The sequence below is a fragment of the Pseudomonas sp. Irchel s3b6 genome, from assembly GCF_900187415.1.
Classification (GTDB): domain Bacteria; phylum Pseudomonadota; class Gammaproteobacteria; order Pseudomonadales; family Pseudomonadaceae; genus Aquipseudomonas.
The window spans coordinates 37220-56655 of the sequence record NZ_FYDM01000010.1 but is presented as its reverse complement, the minus strand read 5'-3'; the positions used below and the strand labels follow the sequence as shown (position 1 = coordinate 56655).

Genomic DNA, 19436 nt, shown 5'->3' with positions numbered 1-19436 from the left:
TCCCATTACGGTTCATGCGTTAAATCCCGTTATGCGTGCAACACACAGGATCGCTAACGATGATTCATATCACTTTGCCTGACGGCTCACGGCGCGAGTACGACCAAGCGCTTTCCATTTTCGAAATCGCCGCGAGCATCAGTCTCGGCCTGGCCAAAGCCGCTGTGGCCGGACGGGTGAATGGCTCGCTGGTCGATTGTGGATTTCTGATTTCCCGTGACACGCGGGTCAGCATCGTCACGGTGCGTGAACCGGATGGACTGGAAATCCTGCGCCGCTCGTGCGCACTGTTGCTGGCGATGACGATCCGGCAGCTTTATCCCCATGCACAGGTACTAGACGGCGCAGTGGTCGGTGATGGCTTCTACTGTGAGTTTGCCCATGAGCACGCGTTATCTGCCTATGACCTGCAAAACATCGAAACCCGCATGCACACCCTGGCAGCGACCAACCATTCCATGTCTCACCTGCTGTCGCGGTACCCATCGAACCCCCTCAGGCTGAGTGAAGGGCCGCACGTGCCCTCGACCAGCGTGATTCAGGCGTTCACCCTCAACCACCTCGGCGGTACATCACGGCAACGGATTTATGGCGTGTGCTGGGCCAGCCCGCACGAGCTCGATGAATGGCGGGCACCGCAACACGTCATGGTGATGAACATTGACGAACGCCAGATCGACTACACCCAAGCCGTCACCGATGCACTGCGTCGCGCCGGTTTGCGTGCCAACTCCGATGTCCGCAACGAGCACATCAGCAGCAAGATTCGTCTGCACCGCCAGCAGGCAGTGCCCTATCTGCTAGTGATCGGAGACAAGGAACTGGACGGTGGGTTTGTCAGCTTGCGCAGCAGCGTGGGGGAGGATCTGGGGCAGATGAGCGTCGAAGCGGTATGCGAGCGATTGCGATTGGGTGTGGGGCATGACCAGGCCTTCGCTGACGAGCCCATGCCTGCAACCTCGATCGAGTAGGCACGGGCTCACCAGCAAAGCATTCAGGCGCGAGGTTTGATGGTCCCGCAGTCCTGTCCCAACCACACGGCGCGGGTGTCCATGCTGCCCGTTTGCTGGATACCGGTCGCGTTGAAGGTACCGTTGACGGTGGTGTTGAACTCTCGGTCGCTGAGGAAGGTAGCAACGCCGGCGCCCTGGGCTTTCGGGCAACTGAAACGAAATTTCCACTGGTTGCCGGTGCGGTCGGTAATCTCCTGCTTACAACCCGATTGCGGATCTTGTAGCGGAATACTGTCGGTTTGAACCTGCGCCTGTGTCAGGCACACGCGAATACCTTTACCGCCCATGTTGATGCCCTGTTTCTCCAGTGCCGCCTTTTGTTCCGGGGTGATTTGATTGCCCAACTGGCTGAGGATCAGTTGCAGATCCGGCAGGTTCTGGTTATCGACCTTCATGTTGCTTGACGTCAGCTCCCACAAGCCCGGCTGCAGCATCTGAGCCTGAGCAGCCAAAGGAAGTGACAAGCCAGCAGCCATGGCAAAACCCAGCAGACGTACGTTCATCGAGTAACTCCCGTTCATTAATGGCCGTTAGACGTCGCCAGGCGACTTCGGTTGCATGCTCAATTAAATAGCGACATTCGTCGTGGAACATGGTCTGTTAAGCGTTGAACTCTCAGGAGCAAGGTCGCCCCATGGATTTTTTTGGACCCCACCTTTTCGCTTACCTGATCGCGCTCATTCATTCCCTGGGCACGATCGCGGCCATTCATGCCGTACTGACCGTCAGGACGGCCCAAGGCTCGATCGCCTGGGCCCTGTCGTTGGTGTTCATCCCTTACCTGACGCTCATCCCCTATCTGGTGTTCGGTCGCAGCACGTTCGACGCCTACATCAAGGCCCGTCGCCAGGCCAACGAAGAAATGCGCAAGGCCATCACCGACCTGAACTGGCGTCCCTGGATCGAGGAAGCGTTGACTGCCCGCGCCTCGAAAGCCTACACCTCATTGCGGGCGATGCCCAAACTGGGACGCATGCCGTGCCTGGCCAACAATCAACTGCGCCTGCTGATCAATGGCCAGGCCACCTTCGAGGCGATTTTCGAGGCCATCCGTCACGCACGCGAAGCGGTGTTGATTCAGTTCTTCATCATTCATGACGACCATCTGGGCCGACGCCTGCAGACGCTGCTTCTGGAGAAAGCCGCGCAAGGCGTGGCGGTCTACTTGCTCTACGACCGTGTTGGCAGCCACTCCCTGCCCCGCAGCTATGTGCAGGCATTGCGCGACGCGGGGGTGAACGTCAAGGCGTTCGCCACCCGCAGTGGCTGGCTCAACCGGTTCCAGGTCAACTTCCGCAACCACCGCAAGATCGTCGTGGTCGACGGCGTGCAGGGCTTCGTTGGCGGGCACAACGTCGGGGACGAATACATGGGCGCCAAGGCGCCGCTGTCACCCTGGCGCGACACGCACGTTGGCGTCTGCGGCCCAGTGGTGGCGTGCATGCAGGAGTCGTTCGCCGAAGACTGGTTCTGGGCGGCGCGAGCGCTCCCGCCCCTGATCCTGCCGCAGAGCTATCCCGATGAAGGTGTGCTCTGCCAATTACTGGCCAGCGGCCCGGCAGACCCCTACGAAACCTGCTCGTTGTTTTTCGTCGAGGCCATCCATGCCGCCACCGAACGCGTGTGGATCACCAGTCCGTATTTCATTCCTGACGAAGCCGTGTTTGCCGCGCTGCGCCTGGCGGTGCTGCGCGGTGTCGATGTGCGGATTCTGCTGCCGTCACGACCGGATCATCGGATCGTCTACGCCGCTTCCAGTCTCTATGCCTTCGAAGCTGTTCGCGCGGGGGTCCGGGTGTACCGCTATCGCCCAGGTTTCCTGCATCAGAAAGTTGTGTTGATCGACAACGAAATCAGCGCCATTGGCAGTGCCAATCTGGACAACCGTTCATTCAGGCTCAACTTCGAAGTGATGTTGCTGACCGTCGACAGTGCATTTGCCGGTGAAGTGGAGCACATGCTCAACGACGACTTCGCCCTGGCCAGCGAGATCGATAAGGACGAAGGCCAGGAGACCCACCGCCTGCAACAGCTTGGCATGCGGATCGCCCGGCTTATCTCACCGATACTTTAATTCAAGGGTTGTAGATGTCGTCACGGGTCCAGGGGAGCTCGTGACTGCCGTCGGGATGGGCCTTGACCGCGAGGATCTGGTGCAGGTTGATCCAGCCCCGTGCGAACGCGTAGGCGCAACCTGCCAGGTACAGCCGCCAGATCCGCAAGGCTTGTTCCGGCACTTCTTTGGCGGCGGTCTCAAGGTTGTCCTCCAGCCGCTCGCTCCAGTGATCCAGCGTACGTGCGTAGTGCAGGCGCAGGCTTTCGACATCGACGATTTCCAACCCGACCTCACTGATCTGGGCACACATCATCGCCAGGTGCGGTAACTCGCCATTCGGGAAAACATAGCGCCCGATGAAGTCCCCTGCCCCGCGCCCGACCGGCCGGCCATCGGTGTGCTTGGCGGTAATGCCATGGTTCATCACCAGGCCGCCTTCACGCACCGCGCCGAACAGGGTCTGGCAGTACTCAGGCAGGTTGGCGTGGCCGACATGCTCGAACATGCCGACACTCACCACCTTGTCGAACCGACCGTCCTGGGGCAGATCGCGGTAGTCGAGCAACTGCAGCTCGATCAGATCCTGCAACCCCTCATCGGCCACCCGTTCACGGGCCAGCGCCAACTGCTCCTTGCTCAGGGTGATGCCAAACACCCTGGCCCCGAACTCCCGCGCCGCATAACGCGCCAACCCTCCCCAACCGCAGCCTACATCCAGCAGGTACTCGCCGGGTTGCAGCCGTAGTTTGCGACACAGGTGACGGAATTTCGCTTGCTGGGCTTGTTCCAGGGATTCACTCCCAGTCTCGAAGTAGGCACAGGAGTACGCCATGTCACTGTCGAGCCAGAGCTGATAAAACGCGTTAGAGAGGTCATAGTGATAGGAAATGGCCGCCGCGTCAGTGGCTTTGTCATGGACCGTGCGCACTGGTTGATTGCCGTCAACGTCCTCCAGCAGTGCCTGGGTCCACTCATCACAGACCCGGATCACATCGCTGATCGAACCCTCGAGCTCAAGCTTGCCTTCAACAAAAGCCGCACCGAGCAGGTCAAGGCTGGGATGGATGAATTGCGGCACCAGTTGCGGATCCTTGACCACAATCGTGACGGTGGGCGCAGGGCCCAGATTGAATTCATGGCCGTCCCAGAGTCGCAAGCGAAGCGGCAATTGCAGATTCTGTAAGGCCGGCGGAAGTTGCACGAGCATGAATAATCCCCCTTGTTTCAGACGTCTGAACTGAGGGTAGACCATCGTGAAAAATAAGCTGGCTACCGAATAAATAGCCTTTTCCTATGAATCACGACGGAGCAATAAGCTGTCGTAAACCCACTGTTTCAGCCAGGTCACGGCCTGAAGAGGTGCGCCCTCTCCATAATTGACTGTCAATTGTGCGCACAGTTCGGCGAAATTCCAGCCTTCCTTGACCATGCCACTGAGCGCCCACGCCTCATCGGGCGGCAGGCTGCGGTAATGGCAGATCAGGCCTGCACGCCAGACCACGACCACCTGCGGCGCATCCAGCTTCCGGCTGCCCGGGAATTCAGTCCCATCCTTCACCGAACGCCACAGCACAACACTGTTGAAGCAGCACTCCAGCCACTGCACGCACGGCCGTAACGCAAGTTGCAGCGCCGGCCACTCCTCAGGCGACAGGTTGACCATGCTCTCCATCGTCAACGGCTCATGCTCGACGGCATCGAAGGCCAGGGTGAACGCCCACTCCAGATGTGCCAACTCGGCCAAGGGTGCGCCCTGCGCCTCAACCAGATGCGTACGGATGAACGCCTCGAAGCCGCTGCCCAGCCAACGCAAGCTATAGTGTGCCGACGGATTCTGCCGCAAGTACTGCGCCGTCAGTTGATCGAACTCTGCGTCACCCATCCAGTGTCGGATCGCCGGAAAGTCATCACGCAGGACATCCTGCAACCTGGCCTGATAAGCATTGTGGTAAATCGCCAACCCCGTCTCGACGTCCAGGCTCGGACCTCCGATCAACGTGCAAGCCAAGGCGGAATTGACTGCGGCCTGCTCCCCGAGCAGGTAGTCTGCAAAAGCCCGTTGCCACTCGTTCAGGCACATTCGAGTCTCCGAGCCAGCGTGGCGTCGCCCAGCTCGCGAGCCTTTTTCAACTCAGCGAGCAGTTCTTCAAACGGCGGAAAATGGTCGTCCCGCTCAAGCAAGGTCGCAACGGGACCGAGGTGGTCGAGGGTTCGTTGGTACAGCGCCCAGACCGGGTCACTGACCGGGTGGTCGTGGGTATCGATCACGTAGTCGCCGTAATCGTGATGGCCCGCCAGGTGCAGTTGCCGGATACGCTGTGCCGGCAACGCCTCGATGAATGTCCAGGCATCGAAGCCATGGTTACGGGAGCTGACGTAGACGTTGTTCACATCCAGCAATAGCTCACAACCGCTGACGGCACTCAACGTCGCCAGGAACTCCCATTCGCTGAACTCATCAGCGGCTGCACGTACATAACTGGAGACGTTCTCCAACACCAAAGGTCGCTGCAACACGTCCTGCACCTGTCGCACCCGGTCGGCCACGTAGCTCAGGCTTTCCTCGGTGTAGGGCAGCGGTAGCAGGTCGTGCAGCTGATGGGCGCTGCCTCGGCTCCAGCACAAATGATCGGAAATCCACGCGGGCCTGACCCGCTCGGCCAATGCCTTGAGTTGCTGCAGATACTCAGGGTCAAGGGCATGGGGCCCACCGATGGACAGTGACACGCCATGCATCACCAGCGGATACCGCTCGGCGATGGCATCCAGGTAGTACAGGGCCTTGCCGCCCTGAACCATGAAATTTTCGGAGACGACTTCAAACCAGTCCACTGCCGGCGACTGTTCCAGAATCTGTTGATAGTAGGCACTGCGCAAACCCAGGCCGTAGCCGAGGCTGGGGGTGGACGCGGACATTGCAGACTCCTCGCAAAGTGGCCGCAGTGGTGAACAAGGCACCACTGCGGTAACACGCGGTCGTCGGTTACTCGCCGACTTTGCCACCCGCCTTTTCACAGGCCGCCTGGGTCATCGCCTGGAAGCCCTGGCCTTTGCAGGCACCCATGCCTTTACACGCGTGGTCTTTGGTCTTGCAGTCGTTCTGACCTTTGCAGGCATTCACTCCATAGCAGTGAACATTGGCATCGGCAGCCGAAGCCGTAGTGGCGACACCGGCAAACAGGGTGGCGGCGGCCAACGCGAGGGCAGCACCAGCGGCAGCGGTTTTCATGGTCATTTTTCTTATCCTCGATAATCGACAGGGGTGTCGGCTGGAAAGGTGTTCAATCCCGACATAGCACTAGAGAGCGCCGCCCCGGCGGCGTTACAGCCGTATCGAAAAAAACAGAAAAATGTTGAACCGCGACACCCACGGGCCGCCGAATTCATGTGTTCCACGTGGAACTACGCTCGTGGCTGCATGGATCGACGACAATGAAAATCGAAGCTCTAGCGATACAGGCGCAACCTGAACTCAGGCCGGCAGATGCCCCAACGGCAATGGCCCTGGGGTTTTCACCGTGTGGATCGCGAAGTTGCTGCGGATGTCGCTCACCCCCGGCAGCTTGAGCAGACTGCCAGTGAGGAAGCTCTCGTATGCGCGCAAGTCAGGTACCACCACTTGCAACAGAAAGTCTGATTCTCCCGACACCAGAAACGCCGAAATCACTTCCGGCAGCGCGGTCACCGCCAGACGAAAAGCCTCGGCTTCTTCATCGTTGTGCCGTACGACCTTGACCCCGACAAACACCGTCAGCCCCAATCCGACTTCGTCACGGTCTAGGTTGGCCTGGTAGCCGCGAATCACCCCGGCCTCCTCAAGCATCCGCACCCGGCGCAAACATGGCGAAGCCGACAGGCCGATTTCGTCCGCCAATTGCACATTGCTCAGGCGTCCGTCACGTTGCAGCGCGGCAAGAATTCGGCGGTCATAAGCATCCAGTTTCATGATTTGGCAGTTCCTGACGTTTTTTTTGCATCGAATGGCAGAAGCTGCCAATTCTAGCGGCTTGTACACTTCATTACGCAACCACCTGCCCTGCCCTTCGGCCCTAGACTTTGCTCATGTAATCGCAATCGAAGGGGTGTGACATGACGCAGCTCTGGCTGTTTTTCCTGGCATTGGCCGTGGTCTATCTGCTGCCAGGCCCCGACATGATCCTGCTCCTGCAAACCGGCGCCAGACAGGGCAAGGCCGCCGCATTGGCCACCGCCATCGGCCTGGCGATCGCCCGGGGGTGCCACGTAGCACTCGCCGCGCTGGGCCTGGCGGCCTTGTTCAAAGCCGCACCCTGGACCTTCGACATCGTGCGCCTGGCAGGTGCTGCGTACCTGTTATGGCTGGGGATTCAATGCCTGCGCTCGAACATGCTGCCGAACCTGAACGCCAATGGCACGCGCGCGTCGAGACTGGACTGGCGCGAGGCAATCCAGCGCGGTTTGTTGACCAACCTGCTCAACCCCAAGGCCCTGCTGTTCTGTTCCGTGCTGTTACCCCAGTTCATCGACCCGCAAGCCGGCCCGGTGCTGACGCAGTTCGCGACCCTGGGCGGGGTGTTGGTGCTGGTCGGTTTGCTATTCGACAGTGCCTACGCGCTGATCGGCGCCGGGCTCGGCCGCTGGCTGACACGCAGCCCGTCGGCGCAGCGCGTTCAGCAATGGCTGTTTGGCAGCCTGCTGATCGGCTTCGCGCTGCGCCTGACCTTTGCCCAGCAGGCGTGAACCTACCTGGTCCTGCGCTTATGGCGGTTGATCAGCCATAGACCCAGCCCGGTAAACACCAGCAAAGCGCCTATCTGCAGCCACGGCTTATAGGGCCGCAATGCACTGCGTACCGGCGCCAGTGCCTGGGTTACATAACGTTTGTCGGCGCTCTGGAAATCGGGATAAGGGCATTGATGGCCGAAATTCACTGCCCAATCCACATACGGCCCTTCCTTCACGTAGCGTTGATAGAAGGCTTTCTCTTCCTCAAAGCTGGTGCCCCAACCGGCTGCGGCGCACAACACTGCGGCGAATGCCTGACTGCTGTGGGGTAGCAAGTCGGCCGCCTGGCTGGCCAAGCCCGTTGCGACGTAGCGATAGTGGAAGCGTTCATCCGGTTTGGCGGCGCTGGTCTGCTGACGTTTCACCTCCGCCTCGCTGATCAGCGGCCCGACCTTGAGCTCAGGTGTTGCGAGGCTGAAGTTGCCGTCAAACGTGGCGTAATCCGGAGCCATTTCGTAGCCCAGCAACTCCATTCCATGGTTGCGTGCCATCAACGCTGCGTTGAAATAGTTCTCCGCCCGACGGCTCGGCCACCACCCCGTCTCGGCGGCTTCACGCAAGCGACCATACTCCTTGGCCAGCCCCTGCATCAGTGGATCCGCAAAGTACTGAGGCGCTTCGTCGTAGCGTTGCTCACGCAGTAACCGTCGTCCGAGCAGATCCCGCAAGCGTGCAGCAATGGACAGCGGTACGTAATCATCGCGCTCCTGCTGGGTCAGCGGCGCAGGTGCCGGTACCTGTTGATCGACGAACTGCTTGAGCTCGTCGACCGTCAGCACTCGTTCGGCCACCATCGCCGCATCCAGCCAATACAGGTCCTGGCTGCGGTATAGCTGCTCGAAAGCTTGCAGATAATCACCGCGCTCCAGCGCCAACAACGCACGCTCACCGTCGACCCGGCAACCAGGTTTCAGGGTTTCATAGTCGCCATCCGAGGTGCCGCGATAGCCCCAATCTTCGTCTTGCGGAAAGGCTTTGGCAGCGTTGGCGTATGCACTCACCGCCGCCGCTTTGTCGCCATTACGCAGCGCCATTTTCGCTCGCAGCCACCAGGCCAGGCCGCCGTCACCTGCGTGCTCAAGCAGAGTGTTGGTGCTGGCGTAGTCGCCAATCTGATAATTGAGCGCGGCCAGACGGTCCGCGTTTTCCAGGCTGCCCGTGGCGCTGCGCACCAGCGCCTTGATCATCTTCTGCTCCGCCGGAGGTTGTTCACCGTAAGACCAGCCGACATGGCTGACCAGGGCTGCGGTGACCAAGTGCTGAACGGCCTTGCCCTTGAGCAGTTCGTGCAGTTGCGCCTCAGGCATTGCATTGAGTTCTTCCACCAACTGCTTGAGGGAGCTGTAGCCCACGGGCGAGCCTTGCAGGCTCTGGGTCGCGTACAACTCGATGGCGCTGTTCCAGTCCCCCGCTTGGCGCACCAGCCGTGCCTCTTCGCCGAGGCTGGCGATACCCAGCTCCAGCGGATCGCTGAAGCCATCAATGCTCAGCTGACGCGCTTGCACAAAGGCCTGTCGCGCCTGCTGCAGAACGTCCCGGCGACCGGCAGCATCGAGCTCGCTCGCCGCCTGGCTGACCGCAAATAGCGCCCGGCCCAGCGAGTACGCCGCCCAGGTGCTGCGCAGCGCACGCTGGTCGGCCGGCAGCGCCAGCACCTGACGAAAATACTCCGCCGCCACGCCAGGCTCGCCCGCGTTGAACGCCACGGCACCGGCGGTGTACAGGCTGAGTTCCGGTGGCAAGCCGGCTGCTTCGGCCTGTACCTGTTGCGCGCTTTGCAGTCTGCGCAGCTGCGCCACTTGCGTACGTTGAACGTCGCTCAAGCCCTGCTGTTCGGCGAGATTTCGGGCTTGCACATGAGGATCTTCATCACTGCCGTAATCAGTGTTGAAGGTACTTGCCACCGCCGGCTTGAGGCCCGCAATGGCTTTACCCAGGCGATTGACCTCGAACTGGAAACTGCCCTCCGGCAACTCTCCCAGGGTCTGCGCCCGGTCACTGAGCAAACGCAGCGGGAAATCCGGCCCGCAGGCCATGGCCGTACCCAAAGGCAGGCAGAGGCCGAGGGCAAGCAAATGACGCGGCCAATTACGGGAAAACATGTGAGCCTCCTTGATCAATAGTTACGCAGCGGGCCCATCCCAGGGTGCGTTCGGCACCGGCTGGCAATCGGCCGTCCTTGAGACGGGTAAAACCGAGCACACCCGATGTCAGTTGCACGGTGTAGCCGTTGAGTGCATCAAACCCATCGCACTGGGTCGCCGGCAACGTCACACGCTCCGGCAACGCCGCGTCGAGGTTGCCGGTGTTGCTCACGACGATGTCGTACAGACCGTCGTGGCTGGAAAGGTTCAGCGTCAACTGACTCTGCAGTCGATCACCCCGCGCCACCGCACTTAATGTCGAAAGGCTCCAGGCACGCCGGTCGCTCTTGAGCGGCAAGCGAAACCAGATCAACCCGGCCAGATGGGATGGAGGCTCGGCGCGCAACTGGCTGGCCAGGGTCGACAGTTGCTGCGGATCGGCCAGCAGTTCACGGCGCAGGCCAACGCGCTCGATTGGCACTTCGCTTTCAATCAACGGCGCCCCGCCGTCATCGGGCAGTAATGCAATACCGTAGGCTGGCAGTGCCAGATAAAAAGGCTTAGTGGTGATTCGGCTCCAGCGCTCGGCCCACTTCCGGGCCTGCACGGGGTCGAACAATCCACGCTCAGGACGGCTGACGGCATGCACCTGCAACACACTGCTGTCGACCGCCGCCAGCAACGGCGCAAGCTCAGGGCTGTCCAGCCAGGCCGGCAAGGCGGTGATACTCAGTTTCAATGACACTGGCAGGACATTGCGCAAGCCAACGAGGAACTCACGATAGGCAGACAAACGCGCCGTGCCCGCATCGTGGTCTATCTCAACGCCGGCCAGCGTCAGCCCCTGAGCCTGCCATTGGGCGACCACGCGCTGGACCTGCGCCATGGCTTCGGCTTGATCCAGATGCTTGAGCTGACCATCGAGCCGGATGACCGCGATCAGCGGACGGCCATCATCCTTCAGCAACGCTGGATTGATCTGCGCCCGGCGCCAACCGGTTTGCGGGTATGCCTGCAGAGCCAGCACCCGCAGGGTGGAAAAGTCCGGGCGCGATTGAGCCAGGGCATCTTCATGGGCCGTCGTCCATTGACGCTGCCAGATGTAGAGCTGTTGATCGAGGGGCGGTGCGTCCTGTTGCTGGCAACCGCCGAGCAGCGCGGCGCTGAACACTAGCGCGCAACGGCGCAAAAAAGTCGCTGACATAAAGGCCTGTGGCTGAGGTCATCCCTAAACGCAAAAAGGGCCTCTCAGGGTAATGCCAGTCAGTTAAGCGAACTCAACCCTTGTAGGAGCAAGCGCGCTCGCGATGGACTCAAGGACAGCGCGTTTAATCAGAAAACACGCGTTATCGTTAACGTCCATCGCGAGCACGCTCGCTCCTACAAATGCGACCCCCATCCTTAACTGACTGGCATCAGCCTCTCAGGGCCCTTGTTGCTCAGCGCATCAGCCTACTCAGCCAACGGCTTGCGGGCAATGATCACCTGACTTTTCGCCACGACGCCATCCAGCGCCTGCTTGATCTGCGCACCGCGCGGCGAATCCAGGACCGCCTGCCAGGTCTCGGCCCAGTGATTGAGCAGCGGGTGGTCGGGGTTGCTGAAATCGACCTTGGCCTCCCAGAACAGCAACATCCACAGCGACCAGTAAAAGCCGTACTGGCTGTGGCTGATCACGTCGAGACCGGCATCGCCGACCATCTGCTTGAACTGATCTTCGCTGATGATGCGGATGTGGTTGGGCTTCTGGAAATACTCTGCAGCGGCGATATCTTTCTGCAGATCTTCGGAACTTGGATGCGGGACGCTGAGCAGATACAACGCACCAGGCTTGCCCACGCGCACCAGTTCGGCGAGGAACTGTGCCGGGTCATCGACGTGCTCGATCACCTCGGTGGACACCACCCGTGTCGCCGTGCCATCGGCAATCGGCAACGGTGCGCAATCGGTGACGTGGCACTCGACGCTCGGGGCGATGGTGTCCGCCAGCCGCAAGCGGGTCGCCTCGACCTTGGCCGCATCGATGTCGGCGATGATGATCTTCGCCCCACGGGTGGCGCAGAAATGCACGTTGCCGCCGTCACCGCAGCCGACATCCAGCAAGGTGTCGTCGGCCGTCACCGGGAAGCCGGTGAACAACTCGCCGGTTTGCTGATTGAACCAACCGCTCAGGACTGCGTCGCGCAGGCCCAGCATGTAGGGGTCAGCCTTGGCTGCGGGCGCCTCTGGCGGCACGGACACGGGGGCGGGAGCACCCGCAGTGAGTTTCTTCAACAGGCTCAACATGAGGTGACTCCAGAGGACGTGACAGCCGTTCGGAAAGCGTTCAGGCGTGCAATCAGGCTTGCACCGCGGTCACGCATGGGTAGCTCGATGAATCGGTAGTTGAGTTCGCTGAGCACCACGACCAGCGTCACCGCGCAGGCCAGGATCAACACTGGATGGCTCAACGCAGGCGACAACCCCAAGGGTTCAAGACGGAACCCGCACTCGCGGACCAACAGGTACGCCGGAATGTGCGTCAAGTACATCGCATAGGAGCGACTGCCAACCCAGGTCAGCAGCGTCTTCAGCCGGCCCCGTGGCCACAGGTAATCGCGGTTGTAAGATGCGATCCAGACCAGCACCGCACAGAGCACCGCGATCGCCCCAATGCGGTAGCGGGTCAGGGAGAATTGATCCGTCGCCAGCACGCTCAAGGCCGCCCCGATGCCGAGTAACACCAATGGGCCGAGCCAGGCACGCCGCAGAAACATCGGCTCCCATCGCCCATAGCCAGGCCGTGCACTCCACAACGCCAACAACACCCCGAGTGCCAGCGCATCGGTTCTGATCACCATCAGCAACGGGTCACGAAAAGTCAGCAACTGTGCCGCGACCAGCGCCAGCAACGCCCATACCAGATGACGCCGAAAAATCAGCGCCAGCAATGGCAACAGCAGATAGAACTGTTCTTCGAGGGACAGGCTCCAGTAGACGAAACTGGCCCCGTACTCGTAGGTGAAGAAGCTGTCGGCGAACCTGAAATTGGCAATCTGCAGGAAGCCCGCCAGCGTTGCCATCAGGTTGGCATGCAACGTACCAAACACCCCGGACTGGTTGAGATACAGGCTGCACAACAAGATCAGCAACAGCCACAGCCAGCCCGACGGCAGCAAACGAAAGGCCCGGCGAATCCAGAAGTTGCGGGTCTGTTCCCAGTATTCCTGGCGCGAGCGGCAACCTCGCAACGCCGGTATCAGGCTACGGGCAATGACAAAGCCCGAGATGGCGAAGAACAGGTCCACGCCCCACCAGAGCTGCCCACGCAACGCGAGATGCTCAAGCAGAGGCTGCGAACCCGGAAACAGGCTGCCTTGCAGGTGATGAAACAACACACCGAGCACGGCAATGGCACGCAGCAGTTCAATGTCCATGATCCGCTTGTGGGTCATGATCGCTCCTGCGAAGTCACCGGTTTGCGCGCAATGATCACTTGGCTCTTGGGCATGAACCGGTCCAGCAGTTGCTTGATCGCCAGCCCGTCGGGTTGTGCCAGCAAGTCCTGCCAGGTGCGCGCCCAGCTTTCCATCAACGGCGGGTATGGCGGCTGTATCCTGTCACGCACCGCCCCGCCCAGGTCGCGACCGGCCGCTCGTTCGCTGGCCCAGAAGAAGATCATGCCCATGACCCAGAAAAAACCGGTGGCCTGCCGGTGCTCGATCACCAGGCCGGCGTCTTCGACCAACGCGGCGAAACGCTCATGGGAAAAGATCTGCACATGATTGGGCGACTGAAAGTAGCCTGCCGGCGCGATGCCCTGTTGCAAGTGTTCACCCACCGGGGCGGGCACACTGAGCAGGTACTGGGCACCAGGACGTCCCATGCGCACCAGCTCCGCCATGAACTGCTCAGGTGTATCGACGTGCTCCAGCACTTCCATGCACACCACTTTGCTCGCACAACCGTCGGCCAATGGCAGCGGCAGGCTGTTGCTGACCAGACCGAGAGACGGCGCCTGGGTCTGGGCATTCACCTGACTGGCCAGATCACGCACCTTGTCGTGTTCACTGTCGGTAAAGATCACGGATGCGCCCTGGCGCACGGCAAACAGGGTCGCCACGCCTTCACCACAACCGACGTCCAGCAGCGTGTCTTCGGCGGTGATGGCAAACCCCTTGAGCAACTCACCCGTATCGCCCTGGAACCAGCCATCGAGCACCGCGTCGGTCAGCCCGCAATCGCGGGGCGACACTGCGCTGACCGGAACAGTCACCTGGGTGGGCACTGGTACCGGGCGCAACCAGCGAATCAATCGAGCCATCATGCCGGGGTCGTTTCCCGGGCCAGCACTGTCGTGAAAAATTCCCGAAGCCGTTGTTCGGTACTGGCCTGACTGCAGAATTGCTCAAGCTTGTTCACAGCGTGGGCCGACATGCGCGCATAACGCGCCTCATCGTTCCAGGCCACATCAAAGCTGGTCTTGTAGGCCGAACACAGTGAGTCCCAGTTCGTGATGTAGCGCAGCGTCCGATAGGCTGCGCGCGGATCGTGAGGCCAGGCAGTGAGCTCGTCCGTCGAATCGACAATGAAGGTGTTCTCACTGTCGATGTAGTCGGCCATCGCGGTATTGCAGGGTGCAATGGCCGGTTTACCGCAAGACATGAACTCCATCAGGGGCAGGCACTGCCCTTCGCCAAACGAACTGTTGACCACATAACTGGTGGCTTCCACCAGGCGTTCGTAGTCAGCGTCGGCAAGAAATCCGTGAATCAGGACAATCCGGCAGCGATAGGACTGGTTTTTATAGAGGTGATGCAGCATGTCATTCAACGCATCGGCGATATCGTGGTGCGTCAACTTCAGCACCAGGGTGGCATCCGGCGTATCGCGGAACGTGGTGCAGAACGCGCTGAGCATGTCCTGCCAGTTTTTCCGGCCATCGTAAGGGTTGAACACCGAGGTATAGATCACGCCATCGAGCACCAGTTGGCAGTCGCGTGCCGGTCCGTCGAACACCACCGCCTCACCTTCACGCAACGCCTCGGGGCCATAGGGCCGCAGGTCGAGGGTACGGCTGTCGATCAACAGGCCGCGCAAGTTGAGCGTGACTTGTTCGGCCCGGGGCTTTTTGTCCAGGCCCTGGCGGCGTCCGGAAAAACGGTCCCACACCGGCGCCGGGATGGCACTGACGGGATAGTCCGCGCCCATCGCATCGCGTACAGCCTTGACCGTAAAGCTGGAGTGAGTAATCGCCGCACCCGACGCTGCCAGTACCACGCGCCAATCGTGGCGTGGCTCGTCGTGCCAGGTGTCGGTGGGAATGGTGCTGAATTCCCAGGCAAACACCGGGATGGTCGGACAGGCATAGTGCATCGGCGTGCGATGGGGTGGAGAGAAGGACAGGAAAATGCACGCCTCGCCTCGGCTTTGACAATCGACATACAAGCGGTCGACCAGCTCGTCCGGGCTGCTGACTTCGATGACTTGCCCCAGACGCTCCAGTACCGGGCGGAACTCCTTGAGCACAAAGTAGTAGCTGTACTCCGGGCGGCCAAGGTTCTGCACGATGTTACTTTTGTTGGTTTCCGAATGAATGATGATCAGCATGGTGCTGTGCCCGCCACGGCGGCAGCAGATGCCGGCCTACTCTGGGTTGTCGGGGTCGGCTCGAAGAAGTCCTTCAACCGTTGTTGCACGACGGCGAAACTGCAGTACTCAGCCATGCGCTGGCTGGCCGCAGCAGACATCGCCTGGTAGTGCTCCGGTTGCTCTTTGGCGACCCGGTAGCTGTTCTGGTAGGCGTTTTTCAGCGAGCCCCAATCGGGTCGATGACGCAAGGTTCGGTACAGGATGCGCGTGTCCTGCGGCCATACCGCAGGCTCCTGGCTCGACTCAACGATAAAGGCCACGCGCTCATCAATGTAGTCCTGCATGGCCGTGTGCGCGGGCGCAATCACCGGTTTGCCACAGGCCATGAACTCCATCAGCGGCAGACACAACCCTTCACAACGTGACGCATTGACATAGAAACTGGCCGCGCCATACAAGCGGGCGAACTGCTGATCGTCCAGGTAGCCGTGCATGACCACCACTCGGCAGGAGAACGGCGACAACTGCGACAACAGGGTCAGCATTTCGACGTAATAGGTGGACAGGTCGCTCTGGGTCATTTTCAGCACCAGCGTGGCGTCTTCGACCTCACGCATGGCCCAGCAGAAGGCGGTGATCAGTTGGTGCCAGTTCTTGCGGCCGTCGTCAGGATTGAACACGCTGACGTAGACCACGCCATCGACCCGGGTCTCCACCCGCTCGGTGGTGTCCGGCAGGTTGGCTTGGGGATGCGGGTCCGCGGACAGTACCTCGATCACAGGCTCGGCCACCTGCGGTTGCTCAGGACGAACCCGGGCAAGCAGGCCCCGAAGGCGCTCGGGCAACAGATCACGAAAACCTTCACCGTAGGTCTGGTGCAGGTAGTGCCGGAAAATGAACAACCGCCTAGGCAGCGACTGGCCAGCGGACTCGCGTAAACTCTCGCGCAGATAGTGTTTGCCAATGAAAAGCCGTCGGCGCCAGGTCAGGGGGGGTGCCTGGGTGATGATTTCCGGCTCCGGCAGTGCTAGGGGTTCAGTCTCCGATTCCGGTTCCGGGATAATCGGTGCAACCAGGCCGTCTGCTGAAAGACCGAGTACACGGCTGTCGATGATGCAACCGATGGTCTGCAGGGTCGCGCCCTGGTTGATGGGGGCACTCGGGCACTGGTCGCGCACACTGGCGAAGGTTTCCCACAGCGGTGTGGGCAAGACCAGCACCGGGAAGTCCTCCCCCAGTGCTTTGCGTACGGCCTGCGCGGTATGGCTGGACAAGGTAATGACCCGGCCTTGCCTGGCCAGCGTGCGGCTCCAGTTCTGCCGCAGGTCGTTATCCCAGTGCTCGTCGGGGATCGAGTCGAACTCCCAGGCCACCACGCAGAGCGTTGGGCAATGCAGGTCGGCGGGTGTCTTGTGGGGCGGTGCAAATGAAAGGAACAGGCTTTCTTCGCCCTCGTCTTGAAGGCGTCGATAGAGTGGGTCGACCTCACCGATCGAATCAACCACATGAACTCGTCCAAGGCTCTCAAGGACCGGACGATAGGCCTTGAGGACGAAATAATAGCTGTATTCGGGACGGCCGAGACTCTGGCTGATCGAGCGGTCGTTCACGTCTGAATAAAGAATGAAATTCATGGCATCCCACGATGAAACCGCCATCCCGGCAGCCTCATTCTTATGACGGTCCAGCCATGGATCAAACCCGGTATACCGGTGTTCTTCCATCATCTGTATGCCCGTCTACGTTCTTGTTTTTGTGGTCAGCTTCGCAGGGTCGGATAACCTGCGTGCTGATCGCTGGGCAATCGTGCTGAGGGGCATTCTAAACACATCCGCTGGGGATTCGTGAACAGCTGCACGAGAATAAATCGGGCTACTCTGACGAGAACTCACCAGTCACGTTCGGACCTGTTGAAATTGCCGCGCAATTGGCACAGATTGACGTCCAAACAACTACAACAAAATCTTCGCATACCCGATTTTCCTGAGAAAGCAGCACTGCTTTCCGGTTTTAGCCAGCAAAGACTGGGGGATTGCCGAAGTTTGCCTACTTGGGGGCTACTGCTTGAAAAAGCGTCTGTTCGTTACAGGCCTTAAGGGATTTGTAGGCCGTCACATCCAATCGAGCCTGAACGCTACCGATTCAGACTGGGAACTGCTGCCCGTTGCCTCTCGCTACGATCTGCGTGAGCCAAACAGCCTCGAGGGATTGTGGCCAGAGCGCCCTGACGCAGTAATCCATCTGGCGGGCCAGACCTTCGTTCCCGAAGCCTTTCGTGACCCGGCCAACACCTTTGAGGTCAACCTGCTGGGTACGCTGAACCTGTTGCAAGCGCTCAAGGCGCGTGGCTTCAACGGTACCTTCCTGTATGTCAGTTCCGGCGATGTCTACGGCCAGGTCAGCGAGAGCGCCCTGCCGATCGACGAACATCAGCCACCCTGCCCGCGCAACCCCTATGCCGTGAGCAAGCTCTCGGCGGAAATGCTGTGCCTGCAATGGGGCATGACCGAAGGCTGGCCGGTCATGGTCGCCCGCCCCTTCAACCACATCGGTGCCGGGCAGGCGGAGAGCTTCGTGATCGCCAGCGCCGCACGACAGATCTGCCGGATCAAACAGGGCCTGCAAGTGCCTGAGCTGGAGGTCGGCGACATCGATGTGACACGCGATTTTCTCGATGTCAGCGACGTGGTGTCCGCCTACTTCGCATTGCTGGCACGCGGCGTGCCCGGGCAGGTCTACAACATCTGCTCCGGGGTCGAGCAGAGTATCCGTGGCCTGATCGAGCAACTGGCCGATCTGGCCCAGGTCGATATGCAACTGATTCAAGACCCTGCGCGCCTTCGCCGTGCAGAGCAGCGTCGTGTCTGTGGCAACCATGCCAAGCTGCACCAGGCCACAGGGTGGGCACCAGAACTTACAACACAACAATCCTTGCGGGCGATCCTGTCCGACTGGACGTCACGGGTACTACAAGAATGACAAAAAGTGCATTGATCACAGGGATCACCGGTCAAGACGGCGCCTATCTGGCCAAATTGCTGCTCGACAAGGGCTATCAGGTCTACGGCCTGGTCGCGCGGCGCAGCAGCGACTCGCGGTGGCGCTTGCGCGAAATGGGCGTCGAAGGTGATATTCATTATCTGGACGGCGACATGGCCGACGCCTGCTCGGTGCAGCGCGCGGTGATCAAGTCAGCGCCCGATGAGGTCTACAACCTGGCGGCGCAAAGCTTTGTCGCGGCCTCCTGGGATCAACCCGTGACCACCGGGATCGTCGACGGCCTGGGCGTGACTCACCTGCTCGAGGCCATCCGTCAATTCAGCCCGCACACCCGTTTCTACCAGGCTTCGACCAGTGAAATGTTTGGCCTGATCCAGGCCGAACAGCAGGACGAAAATACCCCTTTCTATCCGCGCAGCCCTTACGGTGTCGCCAAGCTCTATGGCCACTGGATCACCGTGAACTACCGCGAGAGTTTCAACCTGCATGCCAGCAGCGGCATCCTGTTCAATCACGAGTCGCCGCTGCGCGGGATCGAGTTCGTGACCCGCAAAGTCACCGACGCCGCCGCCCGGATCAAGCAGGGCAAACAGCAGGAACTGCGCCTGGGCAACATCGATGCCAAGCGCGACTGGGGCTTTGCCGGTGACTATGTCGAGGCCATGTGGTTGATGCTGCAACAGGACAAGGCCGACGACTTTGTGGTCGCCACGGGCGTCACCACCACGGTGCGCGAGATGTGCCAGATTGCCTTCGAGCATGTCGGCCTCAATTACCGTGACTTCGTGAAGATCGACCCGGCGTTTTTCCGCCCAGCCGAAGTCGACGTGCTGCTGGGTAATCCGGCCAAGGCACAGCGGCTGTTGGGCTGGAAACCAAAAACCGATTTGCAGACCCTGATCCGCATGATGATGGATGCGGACATGAAGCGCGTCGCCAAGGAGTAGG

General features: G+C 60.4%; 18 protein-coding genes. 5 read left to right on the top strand and 13 right to left on the bottom strand.

Going from position 1 to position 19436, the window contains the following annotated elements; all coding sequences use genetic code 11:
- The first annotated feature begins 59 nt into the window (after window positions 1–59).
- Window positions 60–971: a His/Gly/Thr/Pro-type tRNA ligase C-terminal domain-containing protein gene (locus CKW07_RS17355; RefSeq protein ID WP_095146251.1), complete on the top strand. Its 912-nt coding sequence runs from the start codon at window positions 60–62 to the stop codon at window positions 969–971.
- Between the two features lie 23 nt (window positions 972–994).
- On the opposite strand, the gene CKW07_RS17350 is transcribed toward CKW07_RS17355, so the two are convergent.
- On the bottom strand, window positions 995–1516 hold the full coding sequence (locus tag CKW07_RS17350) for a DUF3617 domain-containing protein (protein ID WP_095146250.1): 522 nt from the start codon (window positions 1514–1516) through the stop codon (window positions 995–997).
- A gap of 131 nt (window positions 1517–1647) precedes the next feature.
- On the opposite strand from CKW07_RS17350, the gene cls reads away from it, so the two are divergent.
- Window positions 1648–3087, top strand: a complete 1440-nt coding sequence (gene cls, locus CKW07_RS17345) for a cardiolipin synthase (protein ID WP_095146248.1) — start codon at window positions 1648–1650, stop codon at window positions 3085–3087.
- A 1-nt stretch (window position 3088) separates the two neighbouring features.
- Here cls and cfaB read toward each other — a convergent pair whose 3' ends face one another.
- The 5 genes from cfaB to CKW07_RS17320 all read right to left on the bottom strand — a co-directional run bounded on the left by cfaB (window position 3089) and on the right by CKW07_RS17320 (window position 7015).
- Window positions 3089–4276, bottom strand: a complete 1188-nt coding sequence (cfaB, locus tag CKW07_RS17340; protein WP_095146246.1) for a C17 cyclopropane fatty acid synthase CfaB — start codon at window positions 4274–4276, stop codon at window positions 3089–3091.
- A gap of 84 nt (window positions 4277–4360) precedes the next feature.
- The gene (locus tag CKW07_RS17335) at window positions 4361–5149 is read right to left on the bottom strand and encodes a DNA-binding domain-containing protein (protein WP_095146244.1); all 789 of its coding nucleotides are present in this window, start codon (window positions 5147–5149) and stop codon (window positions 4361–4363) included.
- Window positions 5140–5985, bottom strand: a complete 846-nt coding sequence (locus CKW07_RS17330; protein WP_095146242.1) for a DUF692 domain-containing protein — start codon at window positions 5983–5985, stop codon at window positions 5140–5142. The genes CKW07_RS17335 and CKW07_RS17330 overlap by 10 nt, the downstream gene beginning before the upstream one ends.
- Before the next feature lie 67 nt (window positions 5986–6052).
- Window positions 6053–6304 carry a hypothetical protein gene (locus CKW07_RS17325; protein WP_095146240.1) on the bottom strand — a complete coding sequence of 84 codons (252 nt, stop codon included), beginning with the start codon at window positions 6302–6304 and terminating at the stop codon, window positions 6053–6055.
- A 237-nt stretch (window positions 6305–6541) separates the two neighbouring features.
- Window positions 6542–7015 (bottom strand): Lrp/AsnC family transcriptional regulator, encoded by a 474-nt coding sequence (locus CKW07_RS17320; RefSeq protein WP_095081125.1) that lies wholly within the window; start codon window positions 7013–7015, stop codon window positions 6542–6544.
- 143 nt (window positions 7016–7158) lie between these two features.
- Here CKW07_RS17320 and CKW07_RS17315 point away from each other — a divergent pair, with 143 nt between their 5' ends.
- A complete protein-coding gene (locus tag CKW07_RS17315; RefSeq protein ID WP_095146239.1) occupies window positions 7159–7788 on the top strand; it encodes a LysE family translocator in 630 nt (209 codons plus the stop codon).
- A gap of 2 nt (window positions 7789–7790) precedes the next feature.
- On the opposite strand, the gene CKW07_RS17310 is transcribed toward CKW07_RS17315, so the two are convergent.
- From CKW07_RS17310 to CKW07_RS17280, 7 genes are all read right to left on the bottom strand, one after another.
- Window positions 7791–9935 carry a hypothetical protein gene (locus CKW07_RS17310; protein ID WP_095146237.1) on the bottom strand — a complete coding sequence of 715 codons (2145 nt, stop codon included), beginning with the start codon at window positions 9933–9935 and terminating at the stop codon, window positions 7791–7793.
- Window positions 9922–11121 (bottom strand): DUF3142 domain-containing protein, encoded by a 1200-nt coding sequence (locus CKW07_RS17305; protein WP_095146235.1) that lies wholly within the window; start codon window positions 11119–11121, stop codon window positions 9922–9924. Before CKW07_RS17305 ends, CKW07_RS17310 begins: the two co-directional genes overlap by 14 nt.
- A gap of 248 nt (window positions 11122–11369) precedes the next feature.
- Entirely contained in the window at window positions 11370–12203 is an 834-nt protein-coding gene (locus CKW07_RS17300; RefSeq protein ID WP_095146233.1) for a bifunctional 2-polyprenyl-6-hydroxyphenol methylase/3-demethylubiquinol 3-O-methyltransferase UbiG, read from the bottom strand.
- On the bottom strand, window positions 12197–13351 hold the full coding sequence (locus CKW07_RS17295) for an acyltransferase (RefSeq protein ID WP_095146231.1): 1155 nt from the start codon (window positions 13349–13351) through the stop codon (window positions 12197–12199). The genes CKW07_RS17300 and CKW07_RS17295 overlap by 7 nt, the downstream gene beginning before the upstream one ends.
- Window positions 13348–14223: a bifunctional 2-polyprenyl-6-hydroxyphenol methylase/3-demethylubiquinol 3-O-methyltransferase UbiG gene (locus tag CKW07_RS17290; RefSeq protein ID WP_095146229.1), complete on the bottom strand. Its 876-nt coding sequence runs from the start codon at window positions 14221–14223 to the stop codon at window positions 13348–13350. Before CKW07_RS17290 ends, CKW07_RS17295 begins: the two co-directional genes overlap by 4 nt.
- Window positions 14220–15506 carry a glycosyltransferase gene (locus tag CKW07_RS17285; protein WP_095146227.1) on the bottom strand — a complete coding sequence of 429 codons (1287 nt, stop codon included), beginning with the start codon at window positions 15504–15506 and terminating at the stop codon, window positions 14220–14222. The genes CKW07_RS17290 and CKW07_RS17285 overlap by 4 nt, the downstream gene beginning before the upstream one ends.
- Window positions 15500–17122 carry a glycosyltransferase gene (locus tag CKW07_RS17280; protein ID WP_095146324.1) on the bottom strand — a complete coding sequence of 541 codons (1623 nt, stop codon included), beginning with the start codon at window positions 17120–17122 and terminating at the stop codon, window positions 15500–15502. The genes CKW07_RS17285 and CKW07_RS17280 overlap by 7 nt, the downstream gene beginning before the upstream one ends.
- 430 nt (window positions 17123–17552) lie before the next feature.
- Here CKW07_RS17280 and CKW07_RS17275 point away from each other — a divergent pair, with 430 nt between their 5' ends.
- Together CKW07_RS17275 and gmd are read left to right on the top strand one after the other, a co-directional pair.
- The gene (locus CKW07_RS17275; RefSeq protein ID WP_095146225.1) at window positions 17553–18467 is read left to right on the top strand and encodes a GDP-mannose 4,6-dehydratase; all 915 of its coding nucleotides are present in this window, start codon (window positions 17553–17555) and stop codon (window positions 18465–18467) included.
- Window positions 18464–19435 (top strand): GDP-mannose 4,6-dehydratase, encoded by a 972-nt coding sequence (gmd, locus tag CKW07_RS17270; protein ID WP_095146224.1) that lies wholly within the window; start codon window positions 18464–18466, stop codon window positions 19433–19435. The genes CKW07_RS17275 and gmd overlap by 4 nt, the downstream gene beginning before the upstream one ends.
- Window position 19436: the final 1 nt, after the last annotated feature.